At 42.0% G+C, this 21416-nt stretch carries 14 protein-coding genes; 5 read left to right on the top strand and 9 right to left on the bottom strand.

The features are described from left to right. Window positions 1-168 precede the first annotated feature (168 nt). Window positions 169-2547, top strand: a complete 2379-nt coding sequence (locus ACFSTG_RS11110; protein WP_380752583.1) for a PAS domain-containing sensor histidine kinase — start codon at window positions 169-171, stop codon at window positions 2545-2547. Between the two features lie 114 nt (window positions 2548-2661). Then, window positions 2662-4197 (top strand): GH3 auxin-responsive promoter family protein, encoded by a 1536-nt coding sequence (locus tag ACFSTG_RS11105; protein WP_380752580.1) that lies wholly within the window; start codon window positions 2662-2664, stop codon window positions 4195-4197. 3 nt (window positions 4198-4200) lie between these two features. Here ACFSTG_RS11105 and ACFSTG_RS11100 read toward each other — a convergent pair whose 3' ends face one another. After that, window positions 4201-4761: a TlpA family protein disulfide reductase gene (locus ACFSTG_RS11100; RefSeq protein ID WP_380752577.1), complete on the bottom strand. Its 561-nt coding sequence runs from the start codon at window positions 4759-4761 to the stop codon at window positions 4201-4203. 125 nt (window positions 4762-4886) lie between these two features. Between ACFSTG_RS11100 and ACFSTG_RS11095 the strand changes: the two genes are divergently transcribed. Continuing rightward, the gene (locus ACFSTG_RS11095; RefSeq protein WP_380752574.1) at window positions 4887-7100 is read left to right on the top strand and encodes a M3 family metallopeptidase; all 2214 of its coding nucleotides are present in this window, start codon (window positions 4887-4889) and stop codon (window positions 7098-7100) included. Window positions 7101-7179: 79 nt separating this feature from the next. Here ACFSTG_RS11095 and ACFSTG_RS11090 read toward each other — a convergent pair whose 3' ends face one another. The 3 genes from ACFSTG_RS11090 to ACFSTG_RS11080 form a co-directional block, all read right to left on the bottom strand. After that, window positions 7180-8613 (bottom strand): phytoene desaturase family protein, encoded by a 1434-nt coding sequence (locus ACFSTG_RS11090; RefSeq protein ID WP_380752571.1) that lies wholly within the window; start codon window positions 8611-8613, stop codon window positions 7180-7182. Further along, window positions 8613-9479 (bottom strand): SDR family oxidoreductase, encoded by an 867-nt coding sequence (locus ACFSTG_RS11085; protein ID WP_380752568.1) that lies wholly within the window; start codon window positions 9477-9479, stop codon window positions 8613-8615. The genes ACFSTG_RS11090 and ACFSTG_RS11085 overlap by 1 nt, the downstream gene beginning before the upstream one ends. An 80-nt stretch (window positions 9480-9559) precedes the next feature. Then, the gene (locus ACFSTG_RS11080) at window positions 9560-9775 is read right to left on the bottom strand and encodes a hypothetical protein (RefSeq protein WP_380752565.1); all 216 of its coding nucleotides are present in this window, start codon (window positions 9773-9775) and stop codon (window positions 9560-9562) included. Window positions 9776-10388: 613 nt separating this feature from the next. Here ACFSTG_RS11080 and ACFSTG_RS11075 point away from each other — a divergent pair. Together ACFSTG_RS11075 and ACFSTG_RS11070 are read left to right on the top strand one after the other, a co-directional pair. Continuing rightward, window positions 10389-11753 (top strand): MATE family efflux transporter, encoded by a 1365-nt coding sequence (locus ACFSTG_RS11075; RefSeq protein ID WP_380752562.1) that lies wholly within the window; start codon window positions 10389-10391, stop codon window positions 11751-11753. Window positions 11754-11888: 135 nt separating this feature from the next. Continuing rightward, window positions 11889-12173, top strand: coding sequence for a hypothetical protein (locus tag ACFSTG_RS11070; RefSeq protein ID WP_380752559.1), 285 nt, complete (start codon window positions 11889-11891; stop codon window positions 12171-12173). A 297-nt stretch (window positions 12174-12470) separates the two neighbouring features. Here ACFSTG_RS11070 and lpdA read toward each other — a convergent pair whose 3' ends face one another. The 5 genes from lpdA to ACFSTG_RS11045 all read right to left on the bottom strand — a co-directional run bounded on the left by lpdA (window position 12471) and on the right by ACFSTG_RS11045 (window position 21415). Next, window positions 12471-13877, bottom strand: a complete 1407-nt coding sequence (gene lpdA, locus ACFSTG_RS11065; protein WP_380752556.1) for a dihydrolipoyl dehydrogenase — start codon at window positions 13875-13877, stop codon at window positions 12471-12473. Window positions 13878-14052: 175 nt separating this feature from the next. Next, the gene (locus tag ACFSTG_RS11060; protein WP_380752553.1) at window positions 14053-15411 is read right to left on the bottom strand and encodes an NAD-dependent succinate-semialdehyde dehydrogenase; all 1359 of its coding nucleotides are present in this window, start codon (window positions 15409-15411) and stop codon (window positions 14053-14055) included. A gap of 111 nt (window positions 15412-15522) precedes the next feature. Next, the gene (locus ACFSTG_RS11055) at window positions 15523-16788 is read right to left on the bottom strand and encodes a C45 family autoproteolytic acyltransferase/hydolase (protein ID WP_380752550.1); all 1266 of its coding nucleotides are present in this window, start codon (window positions 16786-16788) and stop codon (window positions 15523-15525) included. A 72-nt stretch (window positions 16789-16860) separates the two neighbouring features. Beyond that, the gene (locus tag ACFSTG_RS11050) at window positions 16861-18651 is read right to left on the bottom strand and encodes a biotin carboxylase (protein ID WP_380752547.1); all 1791 of its coding nucleotides are present in this window, start codon (window positions 18649-18651) and stop codon (window positions 16861-16863) included. A gap of 10 nt (window positions 18652-18661) precedes the next feature. Beyond that, window positions 18662-21415 carry an aminotransferase class I/II-fold pyridoxal phosphate-dependent enzyme gene (locus ACFSTG_RS11045; protein ID WP_380752544.1) on the bottom strand — a complete coding sequence of 918 codons (2754 nt, stop codon included), beginning with the start codon at window positions 21413-21415 and terminating at the stop codon, window positions 18662-18664. Between the last annotated feature and the right edge of the window lies 1 nt (window position 21416).

Raw genomic sequence — 21416 nt, 5'->3', positions numbered from 1 at the left:
ATCAGGGTGTTCCCTGAAAAATAATAAATAATAGTAAAAAACTGATTGTTAAGGGGTTGGAAATTTAAATTTTTATATTAAATTTAACTTAACAAAGACCCCTCGTTTATTGTGGCCTGAGCTTCTGTATTTTACAGAATTGTCCGAGCAATTACTTTCTCATTTGGCATGAAAAAAAGTAACTACATCTTAGATGAACAATTATTGGGGGTACCTCATAGTCTCTTCAATGGCAGCAATGGCTATGAAAGTCAGGAATTTTTACTTTTTATAAGTTCCCTGGAGAATGTAGAACTTAAAGGACTTAATAATAAAGGGCACAGGTATTTTAAACAAATACTGGACGAGAACCTTTCCGGGGAACAGTTTTATAAAAATGTTATTCATCCTGAAGATTATCCATTTTTCCTCCATTTTTTAAAAAGCTGCGAAGACCTTTCTCCCGGCGAAGAAAATGAAACCACAGTTAGGGTCAAATCTCCTTTTGGATACTGGAAACAATTCCTTTTTAAGAACCGGCTTTATTCAGGAATGGTGAAAGGCGACGAAAAATTCGTCCTAAGCATGGCCAGGGCTCTGGATCCTTATCAGAAGAATTTCAGGAAAAGTTCGGGTGCAAACCTCGAAACTGAAAAATCCCTTGAAGAAAGTTTAAACCGGTACAGGGTCCTTGTCAATTCTCTTGATGAAGGCTTCTGCATCATTGAAATAATTTTTGATCTTCAAAAGAACCCTTTCGACCAGTTATTTGTGGAGATCAATCCCGCATTTATAAAACATGTGAGAATCCCTGCTCCCCTTGGAAAGACCATGAAAGAGCTTTCTCCCAATCATGGGACACATTGGTTTACGACCTATGCAAACATACTGGCCACGGGAGAAGCAGTACGCTTTGAGGAATATGCTCATGACCTTCAAACCTGGCTTGATGTATACGCTTTCCCAATAGGCACCAGCAAAAACAGGAAAGTAGCCATACTTTGTACTGACATAACCCAGAGAAAACAGGCTGAGGAAGATCTCAAAAAAATGAATGAGATCCTGGAGTACAAGGTTAGAAAACGCACCAAAGAACTGAAAGAGAATAGCGATCTTCTGCAAATGGTCTTTGACACCGTCAATCAGGGAATTTTTCTTTTAAAACCTTATTTCGGGGATAACCTGGATATTGTAGACTTCACTTATGTTCGGGTGAATAAAAGGGTAAAAAGATATTACAAGGAGGAGCAGATGGTTGGCCGCAGATTTCTCGAATTAAATCCGCAGGCGACCAGAACAGGGGCTTTTGAAATTTTTAAACAGACCATGCTGACCGGGGAATCCAAAGACTTCGAGGTTTGTTTCAAAAGGAAAGGTAAAAGCAACTGGTTTAGGATTACGACCAGGAGACAAAAAGGTTTTTTAATTAATTCCTTAGAAAATATTACCCGGAAAAAACAGAGAACGCAAACCCTGAAGGATTCGATGCGCTTTAAAAAGCAACTCATCAAAACCTCACCAGATATCATTCTTATCTTCAACCTGTATGAGGAAAAAGTGAGATTCATGAACCGCGGGTTTATGTTCAATCCCAAACTGTCACAGGATAAAGTAGAGGGTATGCCTTTAATGGATATTCTTCCATTGATCCATCCTCAAGACCGGGAAAAGGCAATGCAATTCCATAGCCAACTACTTAAAGCCTCAGATAAGGAGATTATGGACATTGAATTCAGGTTGAAAGGACCTGACCATTCATGGAATTATTTTAATGCCCGCGGAAAGGTCTTTATGCGTAACAAAAAGGGGAATGTATATGAATACATTATTTTGCTGCGCAATGTACAGGAACAAAAGAAAACCCAGCAGGCCCTTATTAACGCTGAAAAATTATCTATCAAGGGAGAGATCGCAAGAACCCTGGCTCATGAACTTCGAAACCCGTTGGCCAGCATAGATATATCTGCAGACATACTCAATAAGAAAATTGAAGGTCCTGCCAGAAAAAAGGTGTCCAATTATGTCAAAATAATCAAGCGGAGTACCAATACCCTTAATAACCTGGTAACCAATTTACTTACCTCATCTAATTATTCCCCTTCTGTCCTAAAAAAATGCTGCCTGGCCAGAACCACGAATTTAGCCCTGGCCCAGGCAAAGGACAGGATCTACCTTACAGGTATAAAGGTGATCAGGAATTTTAAAGGTCCTTATTATATTAATGCTGATAAGGAAAAGCTGAAGATCGCACTGTTGAATATTATAGTGAATGCCAGTGAGGCTATGACCCCTAATGAAGGTATCCTGACCATCGACATTGAAAACCTGGATAAAGCATTCAGGCTATCCATAAGTGATAATGGTTGCGGGATGAAACCGGAAGAAATTGACAGGTTATTTGAATCCTTCTATACCAACAAGGTTGGAGGTATGGGAGTGGGATTAAGTTCAGTCAAAAATATCCTGGATGAACATAGAGCTTTGATAGAGGTAAAAAGCGAGCCAAATAAAGGAACTACCTTTATACTCACTTTTCCAGCCTTTGAAAGTGAGCAGGCTAAAAATTAAATATCTTGTCCACAAGAATGATTATTGCGTATCTTCGGCACTAAATTGAAGGTCAGATTTCCGGAAGGGAATCTGCAGCCTTGAACAAACCACCAAAAATTCAAGCAGTGTTGTATGGGAATAATTGATTCCATAGGCAATCTGGTGATGAAAAGCCGGATAGAAGACTTAGAAAATACTATTAATAATCCGCACAGAACCCAGGAAGATGTATTAAGGAAACTCCTGGATACAGCAAAGGATACGAGATACGGAAAGAAATTTGGTTTTGGGAGCTTAAAAAACTACGAACAGTTCAAAAGGGAAATTCCCCTGAACACCTATGAAGATCTTTTTCCCTATATCGAAAGTATTTTAAAGGGACAGCAGAATGTGCTCTGGCCTACCCCTATAAAATGGTTTGCAAAATCCTCAGGAACAACGGGATCAAACAGCAAAGTAATCCCTGTGTCTACAGAAGGGCTGGAGCAATGTCATTACCAGGGAGGCAGGGATATGATCGCTCTGTACATAAATAATTATCCCGACGCTAAACTTTTTTCAGGAAAGAACCTCTCTATTGGAGGCAGCCAGGAAAATAATTTTTCCAACAGCAATAATGGTTTCTATATCGCCAACATATCTGCCATTGTGATGAAGAACCTTCCTTTTTGGGCCCAATTTGGTCGTACGCCGGGGCTGGAGGTTACTATGATGAATGACTGGGAGGAAAAGATAAGGAAGATCGCCGAGATCACCACTCAGCAAAATGTGACCAGTCTGGCTGGTTCTCCTATGTGGATGCTCCTTTTGTTGCAGCATATCGTGCAGGAGCAAAAGATCAGTTATATCCAGGAAATCTGGCCTCAACTGGAAGTATTTTTCCACGGCTCTGTATCCTTTGCTCCCTACCGACCATTGTTTGAAGCACTAGACAAAGATAACAGCCTGCGGTACCAGGAGATTTTCAATGCAACAGAAGGATTCTTCGGGCTTCAGGATCAAATAAATGATCCTTCCCTCTTGCTAATGCTTAATTACGGGATCTTCTATGAATTCATACCAGAAAAAGAATTCCTGTTAGAAAACCCTACAGTGGTACCACTTAGTGAAGTGGAAAAGGGCATAAATTATTCGATGGTCATTACCACCAACAGCGGTTTATGGCGGTATAAAATTGGGGATACCGTAAAATTTACCAGTACCAGTCCATACCGGTTTCTTATTACAGGCAGAACCAAACATTGCATTAACGTTTTTGGAGAGGACCTGTTTGTTGAACACGCAGAAAAAGCTCTTTCTATCGCTTGTAGATCAACAGGAGCAGTTTTAAGGGATTTCACGGCGGCCCCTTTTTTTTATGAGCAACAAAAGAAGGGATATCATGAATGGCTAATTGAATTCGTAACCCCCCCGAATAATCTCAGGGAATTTACCGGTATCCTCGATAAAGAACTTGGAAACCTGAATGATGACTATGCCGCTAAAAGAAAACAGGATATCGCTATACAGGCACCTGTGATCAGGGAAATGCCTTCGGGAACCTTTTACCAGTGGCTAAAACGGAAGAATAAACTGGGAGGCCAGCACAAGATTCCCCGTCTGTCAAACAGCAGGGAGCTTATTGAAGAACTTATAGATTTTCAAAAGGGTCTGAAAACTGAAGCCTAAGCTTTACTCCTCTAGTAATTCATCAAGTAACTTTCGAAACTTGGAATCGTGCCAGTTGGCAGCACCGGTCTTATCTACCACAAGCTCCCCCTTTTTAGAGATCACATAAGTAGTGGGCAGGGTATTGGATTGTAAATTACCGGGAGCCTGCGAAAGGGGCCGAAAAACAGGAAGAGAATATCCCTTTTTTTCAAGAAAACCCTGCAGCTTTTCATTCTCTTCTGAAGAAACAAAATAGAAGTTAACCTTTTCTCCATATTCATCATACAACTTTTGAAAGGATGGCATTTCTGCAATACATGGAGGGCACCAGGTAGCCCAAAGATTTACTATGGCCACTTTTCCTTCCGTTTCCCTGAAATTATGCCGTTGCCCTTCCATGTCTGCCAGCAACCAGTTATAGGAATCTATGGTTTCCCTTTTTTCCGGTGCCACTTCCGAAGGACTGAAGGCGATCAATCTATTTAAAGTAACCTGAATGGGTTTTCGCGTCTGCGGAATGATAAGCAGGGCTATGAAAAGGATAAATAGGATATTGGACCAATTTTTCTTTAAAAACTTCATCTACAGAATATTTAAAATCCAAAGATAACATATTAAAACCGCCTGGTACGGGAAAGGTAAGATGAGACGATATTCAACCGGCCCGTTTTTACGGAATTTAGTATCTTCAGGGCAAATTTTTTACAATGAAACAAAAGCATATAAACATCACGAAAAAAACCGGAATGGGTTTGATGACCGCTTTGGTGATCGCGGGTTGTGGATCGGGAAACCAATCTACTGCTCCAACAGCTGAACCGGCAGTTGAAAATCAACAACAAGTACAAACAGCAGTTATGGAAAACGATCTTTTAAACGAATGGGAAGGGCCTTATGGAGGGGTTCCTGACTTCGATGAAATGGACCTGGCCCATCTAAAACCTGCCATGGAACAAGGAATGTCCCTGCATCTTGAGGAAATTGAGGCGATCGCCAACAATCCTGAACCCCCCACTTTTGAGAATACTATACTTGCTCTGGAAAAAGCAGGCAAACCTCTTGACCGTGCTTTTACCTTTTACAGTATCTGGAGTAGTAATCTCTCCTCTCCGGAATTTCGCGAGATCCAGGAAGAAATGGCTCCGAAGATTTCAGAATACTCTTCTAAGATCTCACAGAACAAGCAGCTATTTCAAAGAATCAAAACTGTATACGAAAATTCCCTGCAAAATCCTTTAGCCGCAGACCAGCAACGGGCTGTACAGCTGATTTATGAAGATTTCGCCATGGAAGGGGCAGATCTTAATGAAGAAGATAAAAAACGATATGCAGAGATCAATAAAGAATTATCCAGGCTATACACTCAGTTCTCCAACAACGTATTGGCAGAAGAGGAAAATTATGTGGTTTACTTTACCGAAGATCAAACAAGTGGTTTACCGGAGTCATATATCAACTCAGCGGCCAATGCAGCAGCAGACCGTGGAGAGGAAGGCCGTTATGCCGTAATCAACACACGTTCCTTTATGGACCCATTCCTTACCTATTCAGATGAAAGAGAACTTCGGAAAAAGGTCTGGACCAACTATTATTCCCGTGGAGATAATAACGATGAATTCGACAATAAAGCTCTCATTAAGGAGATCCTGAAATTAAGGGATGAAAGAGTGGAGCTGTTGGGCTATGACAACTTTGCCCAGTGGAGACTTCAAAACCGAATGGCTAAAACCCCTGAACGTGCAATGGAATTAATGGAAGCCGTATGGCCGGCAGCCCTTGCACGGGTGGAAGAAGAAGTGGCCGATATGCAGGCACTGGCTAATGCTGAAGGAGCCGATATAACCATCGCACCCTGGGATTACCGTTACTATGCCGAAAAAGTAAGACAGCAGAAGTATGATCTTAATTCTGACGAAGTAAAGCAATATCTGCAGCTTGATAAATTAACCCAGGCATTGTTCTTTACTGCCGAAGAGGTATTCAACTACAAATTCTCACCGGTACCTGAGGGTACAGTGCCTGTTTTTCATGAAGATGTAAAGGTTTGGGAAGTTACAGATAAAGACAGCGGGAAACATATAGGACTATGGTATCTGGATCCTTATGCCCGAAAAGGAAAAAGATCGGGTGCATGGGCTTCCATGTACCGCAGCCATACGAACATGGATGAAGAGGAGACTGTACTGGCTTCCAATAATTCCAATTTTATCAAGCCGGCGCCGGGAGAACCTACCCTGATCTCCTGGGATGACGCGACCACCTTCTTCCATGAATTTGGCCACGCCCTTCATTTCTTTACTTCTGAAGTGAGGTATCCTGTATTGAACAGCGGCGTAAGGGATTACACCGAGTTCCAATCACAATTGCTTGAGAGATGGTTGTCAACGGATGAAGTGATCAACAGATTCCTGGTACATCATGAAACCGGAGAACCCATTCCGCAGGAACTTGTGGCCAAGATCAAAAAAGCTTCCACTTTCAATCAGGGATTTGCCACTACTGAATTCCTGGCTTCGGCTTTAATGGATATGAAATTGCATACTACAGATCCTGAGGAAATAAACATGGATACTTTTGAGGAAGAAACTCTTGCCGAACTAAACATGCCAAAGCAGATCGTCATGAGACACAGGACCCCGCATTTTGGACATGTTTTTTCAGGAGAAGGATATGCGACCGGCTACTACGGTTATTTATGGGCAGATGTTTTGACATCTGATGCAGCTGAAGCCTTCAGAGAAGCTCCGGGAGGTTTCTATGACAAGAATGTGGCTGCAAAACTGGTGCAGTATCTTTTTGCTCCCCGCAATGCGATGGACCCCGCTGATGCTTACCGGGAATTCAGAGGCCGGGATGCTAAAATTGATGCTCTTATGAGGGATCGTGGTTTCCCCGTACCTACTGAAGATAAAAAGAACTAAGAGTAAATCTGAATTTTAAAAGCCAGATCTTTTACAGGATCTGGCTTTTTTTTGTTTTAAGCTTGCTGAAATTTTAGAATCACATGAGTTCTTTAAAATGATCGTGTAAGGCTTTTTCTGCCGCGTGGAAACCACACATCCCATGAACTCCTCCACCCGGAGGAGTAGAAGATGAGCAGATATAAGCACGAGGATCAGGTGTTGAATAGGGTGATAACTTCACAATAGGTCGGGTGAACAATTGAGTAATATCCTGTTTACCACCATTTATATCTCCACCAATTAAATTAGGATCAAATTCCTGAAGATCAAAAGTGTTCATTTTAGATCTCGCGAGAATAGTATCCTTAAAACCGGGCGCTGCGCGTTCTATTTGGTTTTCAATAACCCCAGAGTAATCTATGGTACTGCCATTAGGGACGTGAATATACGCCCAGGCGGTATGTTTTCCTTCGGGTGCACGGGTAATATCAAAAGGAGAATGCTGGGCCACCAGTACGTAAGGCGTACCTGAAATATTGTTTTTGTGTATTTCCTTTTCCGACTCCTCAATTTCTTCTTTAGAAAACCCAATATGAATTGTTCCTGCTTTCCGGCATTTTTCACTGCTAAAGGGAATAGGTTCGCTCAGGGCCCAGTCCATTTTAAACACTCCTGCCCCATACTTGTAATTCTCCATCCTGTTTCTGTATAGGGAATTAAAATTAAGACCTTTTATTCTTAACAGCTGGCGTGGCGTAAGATCAAATAGATATGCGTAAGCGTTCGGGAGGTCTCTGACGTCAATTACCGGATTATTCAGGAACAATTCCCCTCCCAGGGACCGGTAATGCTCCAGAAGGGCTGCGGTGAAATTTCCGGCTCCTCCTTTTGGAAATGGCCAGTTATATTTATGTGCGCCGGTGGTAAGTACAAGACCAAAAGAAGCCGAGGCAATGTTGGTCAAAGGCAGGGTTGAATGTGCCGCAGAACCATAAAAGAAAACCTTGGTCCTCTCATTTTTAAAGTAATGGTTTGCCAACATTTGAGCCGAAGGCATTGCTTTTAATCCAAATTTCATAAAAGCCAGGGGATGGTCTGGAATCCCGATGGGTCCCAGCAGGTCATTGTCGATTTTGGACCAGTCGCTCAAAAGGGAACCAAACAGTTTCAAATAGGCCTGTTCATCTTCCCCCAATTGAGCTGCTGTTCTGGCAAGATCCTTATAACAGGCATATGCAGTGCCATCCTCAAAAGGATGCGCGTAGGCCACCTCTGGATGGACCCATTCCAGACCATATTGGGCCAGGGGAAGTTTCCTGAAAAAAGGTGAGGCCAGTCCTAATGGTAAAATGGCAGAACCCACATCATGTTTGAATCCCGGAAGGGTTAATTCGCTGGTCCTGGTGGCACCACCGGGTGTTGCCGCTTGTTCAAAGATGGCAGTCTGCAACCCTTTTTCCTGAAGCCTTATGGCCGCAGCAATTCCGTTACTTCCGCTCCCTATAATAATCGCATCGTATTTTGAAGGCATTATGGCAGCTCTTTTAGATCGAGATCTCTCAAGTACTCCTCGAAGGTGATACTTCCGTTTTTTTCTCCTATCATATCTTGAGTAGTGATGTGCTTAAAGTATTTAAGTTTGTCTGACATGTCCTCATCGACCATTTCCGGCAGGAACATTCCCCACTCTGCAACTTTTTCGGGCACTTCGATAATCTTACCACCAATTTTATTTTTGATCATTTCTGCCATCTCCTTTCGGGTATGGATCATGGGGCCTCCTACTTCTATGACCTGAGGACCGGTCTCAAGATATTTTACCACTACTTCAGCAAGATCTTTTTGATGTATACTATTGGTCTTTGCACTCCCATCTCCTATTATGGGAATAAGTTTACGTTTAGCCATAATTGCCAGGTCATTGAGTCCCGAAAAGAAGCCAACCGGTCTAATTATAGTATAGTCGATACCCGAAGCTTCCAGAGCATCTTCAAACATTCTATGGACTTTAGGGATCTCAAATTCTGTAGCTTCTTCTGCTCCTTTTATGGAAACGTATACAAACCTCTCAACCCCATTTTTAAGAGCATCATCAAGTAAATTACTGTTGGCGTAAAAGTCGGTCTCCAAAAATGAATTGCCGCGATCTGTGAAGAGACTTACACTTTTACCCAGTGCAGAGATCACAGTGGTTATTCCCTTTGTTATATCCTTGATCTCTAGATTTCCCTTACTGGCATCTGCCTGCCAAATGTCCTGAGTGTAGGGTGCGACTTTTTCCGCCCCATCTCCCGTAAAAACCAGGCCCCTGAGATCATGGCCATTTTCGTGGAGTATTTTGACTACTTCAAGTCCCAGGGCACCAGAAGCACCTGCTACTAAAATTTTCCCGCTCATAGTTTTCTTTTCCTTTAAAATACTATAATATCAGGAACAAAGGCTTGAGAGGGTGTACGATTAACACAACTTTAAAAACATCAGGCTTGTTGTTGCCTGCGTTCCCGTTCCATCTCACGACGACAGACTAATCGTAGCTTTTCTTTTGCCTTATCGAGAGAAATGATTTTTTTGTGTTGGCAGGAAATTTTCTGAGGGGGACGACCAATGATCAATCTGGAAAGAACTTCTTTCTCTGAAAGGTCCAGATTATCAAGGTGAGGTTTCATGAGGCTGTAAATTGTTCTCGCATCCATAACTCAAGTTATAAAAGTTTAGCAATTAGGCGGTTCCCATTCAAGATACTAAAAATTTTTGGAACAAGCTGCACCAGATACAGGCAAGAGGACATCAGACCCGTAGAATACGAGTTGAAAAAATGAGGGACAAAGATGAACTCAGGTTTGAAAAAGATTTCAAAAATGAGGTTCAGCGGGATTGATCTTACTTAGTGAATTCCAAAATTACCAACACAATAGCCATTAAAGCAATAAGGAATATGATTCCTAAAACGATAGCAATAATAACTTTTTGTGCAGTAGAGAACTCAAGAGTATAGTTTTTCCATATGCTAGTTAATGCGTTCATAACAATTGAAATTTAGAGGTAATTTCATTTTTTTGTTCATCTGCTGTAGATCCTGAAAAATATTTTAAGAATTACCTTACAGAAGAAAGTTAATTTACAAAATATTTAAGTATTTGACAATCAGTTACTAAAATATCTAAATTCTTTTCGATTAAGTGCTGTTTTAGGAAAATCGTAACAGGAATTTTACTACAGTAAAGGATGATATAACATAAGGTAAAGGCTGAAGGAATTATTAATTTTTTAGCACACTTTCCTCTCCCACTACTTACTTTTGCAGAAATGAAGGAAAAGAACAAATATACTGAGGGGAGGATCTTTAATTCCCTTTTCAGCCTTGCAGTACCCATCATTCTGGCTAACATTTTGCAAACCGCTTACCAGCTCATCGATACGTTCTGGCTGGGGCGATTAGGCGCCAATGCCGTTGCGGCAGTGAGCATAAGTTTTCCATTACTTTTTCTTGTTCTTTCAATTGGATCGGGCCTTACCCTGGCGGGAACTGTACTGGTTTCCCAGTATAAGGGTGGCGGGAACCAAAAGATGGTAGATTTTAATTCGTCGCAGACCATTTCCCTTATCTTTTTTATTTCCCTCCTGCTGTCCCTTCTCAGCTACCACGTTGCAGACCCCCTTATGAAAATCATAGGTGCCGGTCCTGAAATACTGGACTCTGCAGTAAGTTATTTTAAGGTTTCTTCGATTGGTTTTGTATTCCTGTTTATGTTCTTTGCTTTCCAGTCCTTAATGAGAGGAATAGGGAATGTAATGTTGCCTGTTTATATTGTGTTGTTCACTGTATTCCTGAACCTTGTTCTTGATCCGCTTTTTATTTACGGGTATGGACCAATTCCGGAGTATGGGGTGGCCGGTGCTGCTATTGCCAGTATTATCACCCAGGCATTATCTGCAGCTATTGGGCTCTGGATACTTTTCAGAGGCAAAAGCGGAATAAAGATCCATTTCAGCGAAATGCGGCCACATCTTTCTACCCTTACCAAAATTGTAAACCTCGGTATTCCTGCCAGCATAGAACAATCTACACGAGCCCTGGGAATGACAATGATGGTTGTGTTGGTTACTAGCTTTGGCAGCGAAGTAGTTGCTGCTTACGGAATTGGAGCCAGGATCCTGAGCTTTATTGTCATCCCTGCACTTGGACTGGCCATTGCGACCACCTCCCTGGTGGGCCAGAATATTGGTGCCATCAAAATAAAAAGGGCTGAAAAGGTGGCGAACCTAAGTAGCCAGATCGCTTTTTTCGGACTAACCGGAATGGGCATGATCATGTTCTACTTTGCCGAACCACTTACTGCTTTCTTCATTCCCAATGATCCCGATGTTATTCAGGATGCCGCTTACTTTATCAAAGTCATGGCACCCAGTTTCGGACTTCTGGGGGTACAGCAGGTTCTCAACGGAGTCTTCAACGGAGCTGGATTTACCAAGGCCTCCATGCTAATTTCGATCCTAAACCTGTGGATCATAAGATTTCCGTTGGCCTTTCTGCTGTCCTACAACACACTTTTGGGTTATGAAGGCATCTGGTGGGCCTTCCCTGTTTCTAATGCGGTAGCGGCGATTGTAGCCTTCATTTACTTCAAAAAGGGGTACTGGAAACTCAGGCTTTTCAGGGGAAGGCATTGAAAAGCGTTCTAACCTGCTCTTAAGAAGGTTGATTCACATTCACTTAACAAAAGAAAATTTATGTTGTTAAAGATCTTCTTCTTATGAAGTAAAAAATAGAATTTAGAAGAAGTCTAACTTAAATAAGAACGACAAATGGAAGCATCAGATTCTAAAACGACCAGTGACCACAATACCATCAAGAAATGGGCAGAAGAAAGAAATGGAAAACCTGCGGTTGTTGAAAGTACGTCTAAAGGGAAAGGCGGCGGAGGCTTACTGCGCATAAATTTTCCGGGATATGCAGAGGATAACCTTAAAAATATTTCCTGGGAAGAATTTTTCCAGATCTTTGATGAGAATAATTTACAGTTCCTTTATCAGGAAGAAACGAAAGACGGCAGTGAAAGCAGGTTCTTTAAGTTTATTAGTGACGAATAGAATTATTAAGCATTAGAAAAACAAAGGCTGCCTGCCGGCAGCCTTTTCTGTGTTAATACGTATAAGAATTATGTTCTGTTCTTTTTCTTTGCGGCTTTTGCAGCACGCTTTTCTTTAAGGCTCAGCACAGGTTCCTTCTTTGCTGAATTCTTCGAAGGGGATTTTTCTTTTGGCATGATATGCAATTATTTAAATTATACATTAAAATTAATAAAAGAATTGACATGAATACTAAAAAATAACCTGGTCGAAAATGACATTTTTGACCAGGTTATTTTTTCATGTTATTCCGGTAATTTATATGTGTAAAGGACGATTATCTGTCGCTGCCAGTGCAGCTTCCTTCACAGCTTCGGCGTAAGTGGGGTGTGCGTGGCTCATCCGCGAGATATCTTCGGCAGAAGCCCTGAATTCCATGGCGGTAACTGCTTCAGCAATAACATCGGCCACCCGGGCTCCTATCATGTGTACACCCAGCACTTCATCTGTTGTTTCGTCGGCAAGGATCTTTACCATTCCCTCAATATCACCGCTGGCTCTTGATCTTCCCAGGGCGCGCATAGGGAATTTTCCCTCCTTGTATTTAATCCCCTCTTCCTTCAACTGCTCTTCAGTTTTTCCTACTGCAGCAACTTCAGGCCATGTGTAAACCACTCCGGGAATAAGATTGTAATTGATGTGCGGTTTTTGTCCGGCGATAACTTCAGCTACAAAAGTTCCCTCTTCGGAAGCTTTATGTGCCAGCATTGGGCCTTTGATAACATCTCCAATCGCGTAAATATTCTTTACGTTGGTTTGTAGTTGATCGTTTACTTCGATCATTCCGCGGTCACCGATCTTTACTCCTGCGGCATCTGCGTTCAAGCCGTCAGTATAAGGTTTTCTCCCTACTGAAACAAGGCAGTAATCTCCCTTGAATTCCACTTCCTTATCTTTCTTGTCTTTGGCTTTGATCACAACTTCGTCGCCATTTCGTTCCACCGAATTGACCTGATGAGAAACATAGAATTTCATTCCCTGTTTCTTTAATGTCTTGGTTAACTCTTTGGAAAGTGCAGCATCCATGGTAGGAATGATCCTGTCCATATATTCAACAACAGAAACTTCGGCCCCAAGGCGCATATATACCTGCCCCAGCTCCAGACCAATAACTCCGCCGCCAATCACTACGAGGTGTTTGGGGACTTCTTTCATTTTAAGCGCCTCAGTAGAAGTGATAACACGTTCTTTATCCAATTTAATAAATGGCAAGTTTGATGGCTTGGAACCGGTAGCAATAATGATATTCTTTGCTTCAATAGTTTCAGATTTGCCATCAGACTTTTTAATATCAATATGAGTCGCATCTTTAAAAGATCCTACACCTTCAAACACATCGATCTTGTTTTTATCCATAAGGAATTTTATCCCGTCAACGGTTTGATCTACCACAGATTGTTTGCGATCTACCATTTTTTGCAGATTCACCTTTACCTCTCCCGGCACTTCAATACCATGTTCCTCAAAATGCTTTACGGCATCATCGTAGTGGTGCGATGAATCAAGTAAGGCTTTACTGGGAATACATCCCACGTTTAAACAAGTACCTCCAAGGCTTGAATATTTTTCTATAAGTGCGGTCTTCATCCCCAGCTGGGCGCAGCGAATTGCCGCCACGTAACCTCCCGGCCCGGAACCTATAACAGCAACATCATATGTGCTCATAAATATGTTTTTTTGTTGATTTTTTATAAGAGTAACAAAAGTACGACTATTAATGACAAATGAAAAGTTAGTATTGAGTAGTGAAAAGGTCCCATGACTTTTTTTGTGCCTGGAATTTTGTGTTTGACATTTACGGTTGGGCGTTGCGCCTTTGGTTACTGTTCAGGTTGCCGATTTATCCTTTGACGTAAACCGTCTTTTTGTTGACGAATTCCATCATTCCTTCTTTTGCCAGTTCTCGCCCGTAGCCTGAACGTTTAGTTCCTCCGAAGGGCAAACGGGGATCGGATTTTACAAGTTCGTTCACAAAATATGCGCCATCGCTGACCAGATAAGCCAGCTCGACTGCCTTTGCCGTATTCTTTGTGAATACAGAGGTTCCCAGACCGTATTTTGAATTCTCTGAGAGCTCAAAAGCTTCTTCGATACTCTTTGCCTTTATCACCGCAGCCAGAGGGCCAAAGGTCTCTTCGTCAAACGCCGCCATTCCCGGTTTGACATTACCTAAAATTGTAGGTTCGTGATAGCATTTGTCCTGATTTCCTCCAAGGAGAATTGAGGCGCCCTGGGCGACGGACTCCTTCACTTGCCGGTTAAGCAGATCTGCAAGGTCTTTACGAGCAAGAGGCCCTACCTGTGTAGCAGAATCCAGGGTGTCCCCTGACTTCAATTTTTCCACAGCATCTGTAAATTTGGATACAAATTCATCATAGATCCCTTCCAGAAGAATAAAGCGCTTAGCCGCTATACAACTTTGGCCACAGTTTAGCATTCTGGCTGAAACAGCTGTCTTAACGGCCTGGTCTATGTCTGCGTCCTCCCAAACTATAAAGGAATTATTTCCGCCCAGTTCGAGTAAGCTTTTTTTAATGTATTTTCCTGCAAGGGTTGCTACAGCAGATCCTGCCATCTCACTTCCTGTAAGCGTTACTGCTTTAACTGAATCATGTGCTATGATCTTTTCGGTTTCATCATGGTGAACGATCAGATTCTGAAAAACTCCTTCAGGAAATCCGGCTTTGGTAAAAACTTCTTCGATCATTTTAGCACAGCCAAAAACATTGGGGGCATGTTTCAATAAGCCTGTGTTCCCCGATGTTAATGTAGGAGCAGCAAATCTGAAGACCTGCCAAAAAGGGAAATTCCAGGGCATGATGGCAAATACGGCACCCATTGGGTCATTTCTCACAAAACTTTGCCTGGCATCTGTTGCGATCTCTTCCTGCCGTAGGAAAGATTCGGCATTCTCTGCATAATAATCACATACCCAAGCACATTTGTTAATTTCAGCTCTTGATTCGCTGATTGGCTTTCCCATTTCCAGAGTGATCATCTGGGCATATTCTTCCACATTATCCCTCAAAATTTGTCCTGCTTTTTGAATAAGCGTGGTACGATGGGTCAGGGGTTCCCGGCTCCAGGACTTGAAAGCCTCCCCGGCTTTGTTCAGGATAGAATCAGTTTGTTCGGGTGTATGTGCAGTGTAACGACCTACCTGCTCTCCGTTATACGGATTAATGCTCTGGAATTCCATGTGTGAGTATTGAGATGTGAGTATTGAGATGTGAGTATTAAGTATTGAGAATTAAAAAAGGGATTAATAAGCAACTGCTGTTGTCATTAATCCCTTCCTTAATCTGTAGTTCTATGACCAGTTATCTTGCGATCCCCGGTAATCTATTCCTGAATTTGACCAGAAATTTGCCATTGCCTGCCAGGATAATTGTCCATTATCCATTAGGTTTTCCCGCAGCTTATTCAGCTGTTTCTTATCTGCCGAAGGGTTTGCTGCAGCCATAGCTTCTAACATAATGCCACATAGTTCTTCCTGCCAATCCGTGGGACTTTTCCGCTCTTTATAATGCCGAATTGGTGCCTGAAAAGCATCCATTTCCACTTTATTTGATTTAATGCGTGATATTGTTTTCTTCGCAGTGTCAGGCTCAAAATCTATGACCACGGACGTCTCCTCAAAATCTTCAAAGGTTTGAAGAAGGTAATTCTCCGGCCATCGAAGCTGCACCACTCCCTCCATGGGTCGGTAAACAGCGGTATACAATGTTCCGAAACTATCCGAAAATTTTGTGTTATACAGAGGCGACTCAAGAAAACTATTTGCCAGTTTCTCTGCATCTATGTCTTTCTCTGCTAATTTGTTCTTTAAAAAAGCAGAACGTTCCACCGTTTTGTTAAAAGCAGCATTTTCAGGCCAATCAACCTTTCCCTGGTGATTGGTGACAAAGACAGCATCTGTAACTACGGGTTCGCGATCTGGTGCGAGCATTACTGTTTTAAAAGCTCCGGTTTTATCAACCACGGTAACATTGTAAGACATATGAGACGGAATACGTGTTAATGCTTCAACAGCCTCTTCCACATTCCTGCAGAATTCCAACACGTATCTAAGGATCATTGGAATACCAAACCCGGCTCCTACCTCTTTTCGACCTCCAAAAGTGAGGGAAATGGCCAACCCGTCTTCATTCATTCCGTCCAAAACCCCTATAAGGCAATCACTGGTAGCGATCACTTTCTTCCCGTTCCAGGATGTCATTAATTGTGTCCCTTCCGAAAGATCAGGATGATAATCATAATTACGTACCAGTTGAACTTCGTCTCCGGTGATAACAGCCTGAGAACAACCACTGATATAGGCCGGTGGTTGGAATCCGGTTAAAAATCTTGCGGCAACTGCATCTGCTCCTGCCAGTTTGCAAAGCCGTTTGTATGTCGGCCACATTTCCGGCATATATTTTTTTAGTGCGGCCTGAGATGATTTCAGGTCTGGAGAATGAGCTTTTTCTTTAGAATTGTACCAGGCTTTATAAGCCGGCCAGTGAGTATTGAATAACTTCTGCCATTTCTGTCCCGGCTTCCCGGGTTCAGAAATCGCCTGAAAATGTAACTTCATAGATTATTTTTTATAGCATTTTTTTGAGTGAGTAAAGTAGTCTGAATTATCCAGTCTCTACTGTTAAACTTTTTATTTAGTCAAAGAACCACTCAGAATCGGCTTCTTTTTATCCTCCACCATTTCTGATTTAAACTGAGAACGAATAGCTTTTAGCCAGTGTTTCGCCCTATTGTTTAATTGGAAATCATCTGTCATCATACGACCTCGCGTAACCAGGATTCCCATATCGGCCCCTTCATAGAGATAATCTCCTTTTTTGGTGATCCTTAAGAAGAAAGCCTCATTTTCATTTTCAACAGCCCTTCTATGTGTATCCATTCTGTCAAACTGGATATGGCCTGTATCATACATTCTCCAGATCCCTGATTTTGGAGAATCAGTGACATACTCGACTGTGTCTTCAGTATGTTTTACGATAAGCTGGCTCCAGCCGTCGATATTGTTCTGATTCGACCAGCGTTTGTTAAGAGAATCTACATCCAGTTCATAGTCGATACCCATCCATTCAAGAATATGAAAAACGAATAAAGGAGCATCTGCAAGAGCAAATACTGCATGGTTTGTAATAGAACTTGCACCGGTAACCCTCGGATTCAGTTCGCCAAGGTAAATTTCACCATTGTCCTGGTCTATTAGAAAATCCAGTTCAAAATAGCCTTTATAGCCTTCCTTGCGCAACTGATTCCCGAAGAGCTGCGTGTATTCTATCGCTTTCTCTCTTAATTCGGGTGTGAAGGCATTTGGATAGATCTCATTCCCACACCAACCACCTTCATAAGGAGTAAGTTCTTTAAAACCTACCAGCTCTGTCATAAGCGGTGCGACTATGGTTCCATGTCTCGTGACACAAGCTTCAATAGCAGAACCTCTGCAACGGATTCGTTTCATGACCTTAACCTCATCTTCTTCCATTATCTCCCGTCCGTGCTTGTTGAATTCTTCTTCATTTGAGATAAAGAAAGTCGTATGACCAGAATCGCCAAAAGGGGTTTGTATTACAAGCTCACTCCCCAGATCTTTTGAGATCTCAGTTAGGTGTTCGTAGTCCTTTACCTGGGAAAGCACATAAGGAACGCACGCCACACCGGCTTTTTCGGCAATACGGTTAGTATTTACCTTGTTATCCAGGAAGGTGCGCATTTCTGCCGTCGGGAACATGATCTCCAGTCCCAGTTTTTCGGCAAGTTCTTCTGTTTTTTCATCAAACATGAGGAACATCGCTTTTCCGGCCTTTCCGTTTACAGATCGTGTTTTAATATAATCCTGAACCTCGGGATGCTGCAACAGATAATTGTTGATATCCTCGATTCCTTCAAAATCATCATGTGGAATCTCTTTCTTTGGTGAAAATACGTTAGGATGCAATCCATCGAAGCATTCAATATGACAAATAAACCTGAAGCCTTTAATCCATTCGTCGGCCCCAAGGAGGTTAAAATTAGTGGCGCTGATAAAATATAAAGGCTCTTCATTGGTATGAAACCATCTCCTTATATCTGAAACTCCCACCAATTTATCTTTAGAATCCTCAGTATTCTTATTCGGAACTTGCAAAGAAGATGTTTTTTTCCGGTCTGTTTTTAGTTCGGCTGAAAGGGCTTTTTGTCCTTTTCCTGCATTACTTCGAATAGGAGCAGATTTTTTCTCCTCTTTTTTTCCTTTAGAAGAAACTGATTTCTGGGATTTTTTGGCCTGGGGTTTAGTATCTTTTTTCTTAACTGTTCCCTTTTTCCCATTTTTTGTCTTTTCTGCCTCATTTCGACCAGGACTTATTTTTCTCTGTTCCTTATTGGATTCTGATGGACGTGATTTATTTTCAGAGGCTTTTTTCGTATCGGTGGTATTTGTTTTTTTAGACATAATTGTGGTTTTAGGATTCGTTAATTACTTTTTTGTTCATTCTGTTTGCCATTCCGCCTATTGAAGTTGCGGTCTTTTGCCGGTTGAGCACCTTATCCTTAAAGATTCGTAGCCCAAGGTCTTCCCGGTAACCATGAATCTCACTAACATCTAATGCCAGGAGAAAGCGAATAATCTCTTCACTCACCACCTGCCCGGGCACCAGTACAGGAAATCCGGGAGGATATGGAATTATGAATGAGGATGCTACCAGGGTCCTGCCTTTTTCCATCGAAGGCAAACATTCTTTCATGGGGATATATTCATAATTTTCTTCGTTGTAAGCAAGGAAGAAAGCTTCCCTTATATTCCCACCTGGCACACCTGGTACAGCCTGGAATGAGTGGTGGAAATAGCTAAAGTCCGGTAAGGGTGGAAAGTCTTTAGTGAGAGAGTAAATTTTATCCTGACGAATCTTGCTTTCCTTTACACTCAGAGAACGGAATTCATGATCCAATTCATCTGCTATTTTTAAAAGTGCATTTGTAAGATAAGTGACGCTACCTCTCGTGGTTCCGATATTGGTCATAAACAGGACAGTATTCCTCGAAGTTTTATTGATCTGGATGTTGAATTTATCCATCAGGTATTTATTTTTGAAGGTATCCCCATCCACCCCGGTACGTCCTATGTGCAAGGTTATTTTTGTAGGGTCAAGCACGAATTCATCCTTCTCCCAGGCAGTCTCCATTCTGTTCCAGCCATCCTTTTGACTATAGTATTCTGATAAGCCTGATTCCCGGTGTTTCTTCGGAATGAAATCACTCACCGTGAGTACATCAAAGTATTTATTTAAACGCGGATGATCATTGATCTTTGCCCGTAAAACCATGGCCATTTCTATACTTTTCTCCACAAGTTCATAGCCTTCGAACTGCACCTGTCTCCTGCCGGCATCCAGGGAAGCAAGCATTTGATAATTAGGGGAAGTCGAGGTGTGAGTCATATATGCTTCCATGAAGGTGTTTTCACTTTTTCTGCGGAAGTCTTCATCCCATATATGGATCATTGAGCCCTGTCTAAAGCTACTGAGGGTTTTATGCGTACTCTGGGTGGAATACACCCTGATCTTTACCTTATCGGGATCAGGAAGTTTGGGAACTTCATCTTTTTTGAGCCCTTTTATGTGCACCTCATATTCTTCTCTATAGCTCCTGCTTCTATATTTACTATATAGTTTTTGAGCTACAAACATGCCGGTTCGTTGTTTATAGTTATAAGTGAAACCTGCAAAAGCGAACCAGGCTTCATCCCACAGGAAGATCATATCGGGTTTGATCGCAAGGATCTCCTCCATTACCTTTTCTACATTATAAACCAGACCATCAAAGGTGCAATTGGTCAATAATAGCATTTTTACCAGGTCCAGTCTTCCTGCCTCTTTTAGCTTGAGTAATTTCTCTTTAATCTGCTGCAATGGCACCGCCCCGTACATCGAATATTCTTCTATTGGGTACGAATCAAGATACACAGGATAGGCTCCCGCCAATACCAGTCCGTAATGATGAGATTTATGACAGTCGCGGTCGATAAGGATTACATCACCGGGTTTTACCAATGCCTGTACTACTATCTTGTTAGCTGTTGAGGTACCATTGGTGACAAAAAATGTTTTTTGTGAGCCGTAGGCATCGCTGGCCATCTTTTGGGCCTTTTTTAAAGAACCCGTGGGTTGAAGAAGAGAATCCATGCCGCCTGTAGTGGAAGATGTCTCTGCCAGGAACATGTTTCTTCCATAAAAATTTCCGAAGTCATTGATCCATCTGGACTTAAAGACCGAATTTCCCCGGGATATGGGCATGGCATGAAATATTCCTGTCGGTTTTTTGCTATACTCTTTTACAGCAGAAAAGAAAGGGGTTTCATATCTTTCACTAATCCCTCTTAACATGGTAAGGTGTAACTCCTGAAGATCCTCAGCTCTGTAGAATATCCGTCTAAAGCTCTTTAGGGTGCTATCCTTTAAGTTGCTCAGGGAAGTATCGGTAACGTAATAGGTATCCAGCTCTGGCCGGAATTTTCGGATAAGACCACCCAGGATTGGCCCCAGATCGGTTCTTGGCATGGAGCTTAGGTCAAGCTTGAGTACGTTTTGGATAAAAGGCTTTATAAGAGGGGTGATCTTTTTTGATTGATAAGGTGGTGCATAACGAATTACCACTGCCTGGATATTGTAATTGAATAACAAAGCAATCATTGCATCCTGTACAGAACGCTGCACAACTATTTCATAGTTGAATTGATCATTGGGAACCCGAAGATCTTTCAGGTCATGTCTTAACTTGCTTTCCTCCTGTGCAGAAATATCGTCCAGAACAAGGACTTCAAAATAGCTTTTTCCCGTCCCATTTTTGGAGTCAGACATATCAGATAGTTCTCCACCTGATTCATCTTCATCAGAAAAATCTACACTACCTCTATAACTTTCACTAACCAGGTGTTTGGTTATGTCTGCAATTCTATGGGCCATAGCCGTATGCTCCTGCCTGCCCAACATCTCCTTTAGTGCTGCAAGACGATTAAGGCCGGGAAAAGCAAAATAACTTTCCACTCCTTCAATTTCCCGAAGGAGTTTTTCAAGGTTCTGCTTATGGTCCTTTTCATCAACAGAGCCTCTGTTGCTCGATTGCAGCTTCGTAGATTCCGCCTTAAGCTTATTCCAGGATTCGACCCGGAGCTGGGCAATATTATAATGATGTGAACTGGCAGTTTTCTTTTCTGGCATA

Origin of the sequence: Salinimicrobium flavum (assembly GCF_042684505.1) — a bacterium.
In the GTDB taxonomy this organism is placed as follows: domain Bacteria; phylum Bacteroidota; class Bacteroidia; order Flavobacteriales; family Flavobacteriaceae; genus Salinimicrobium; species Salinimicrobium flavum.
The sequence above is the reverse complement of the archived record's forward strand: the minus strand, read 5'-3'. Positions and strand labels throughout refer to the sequence as shown.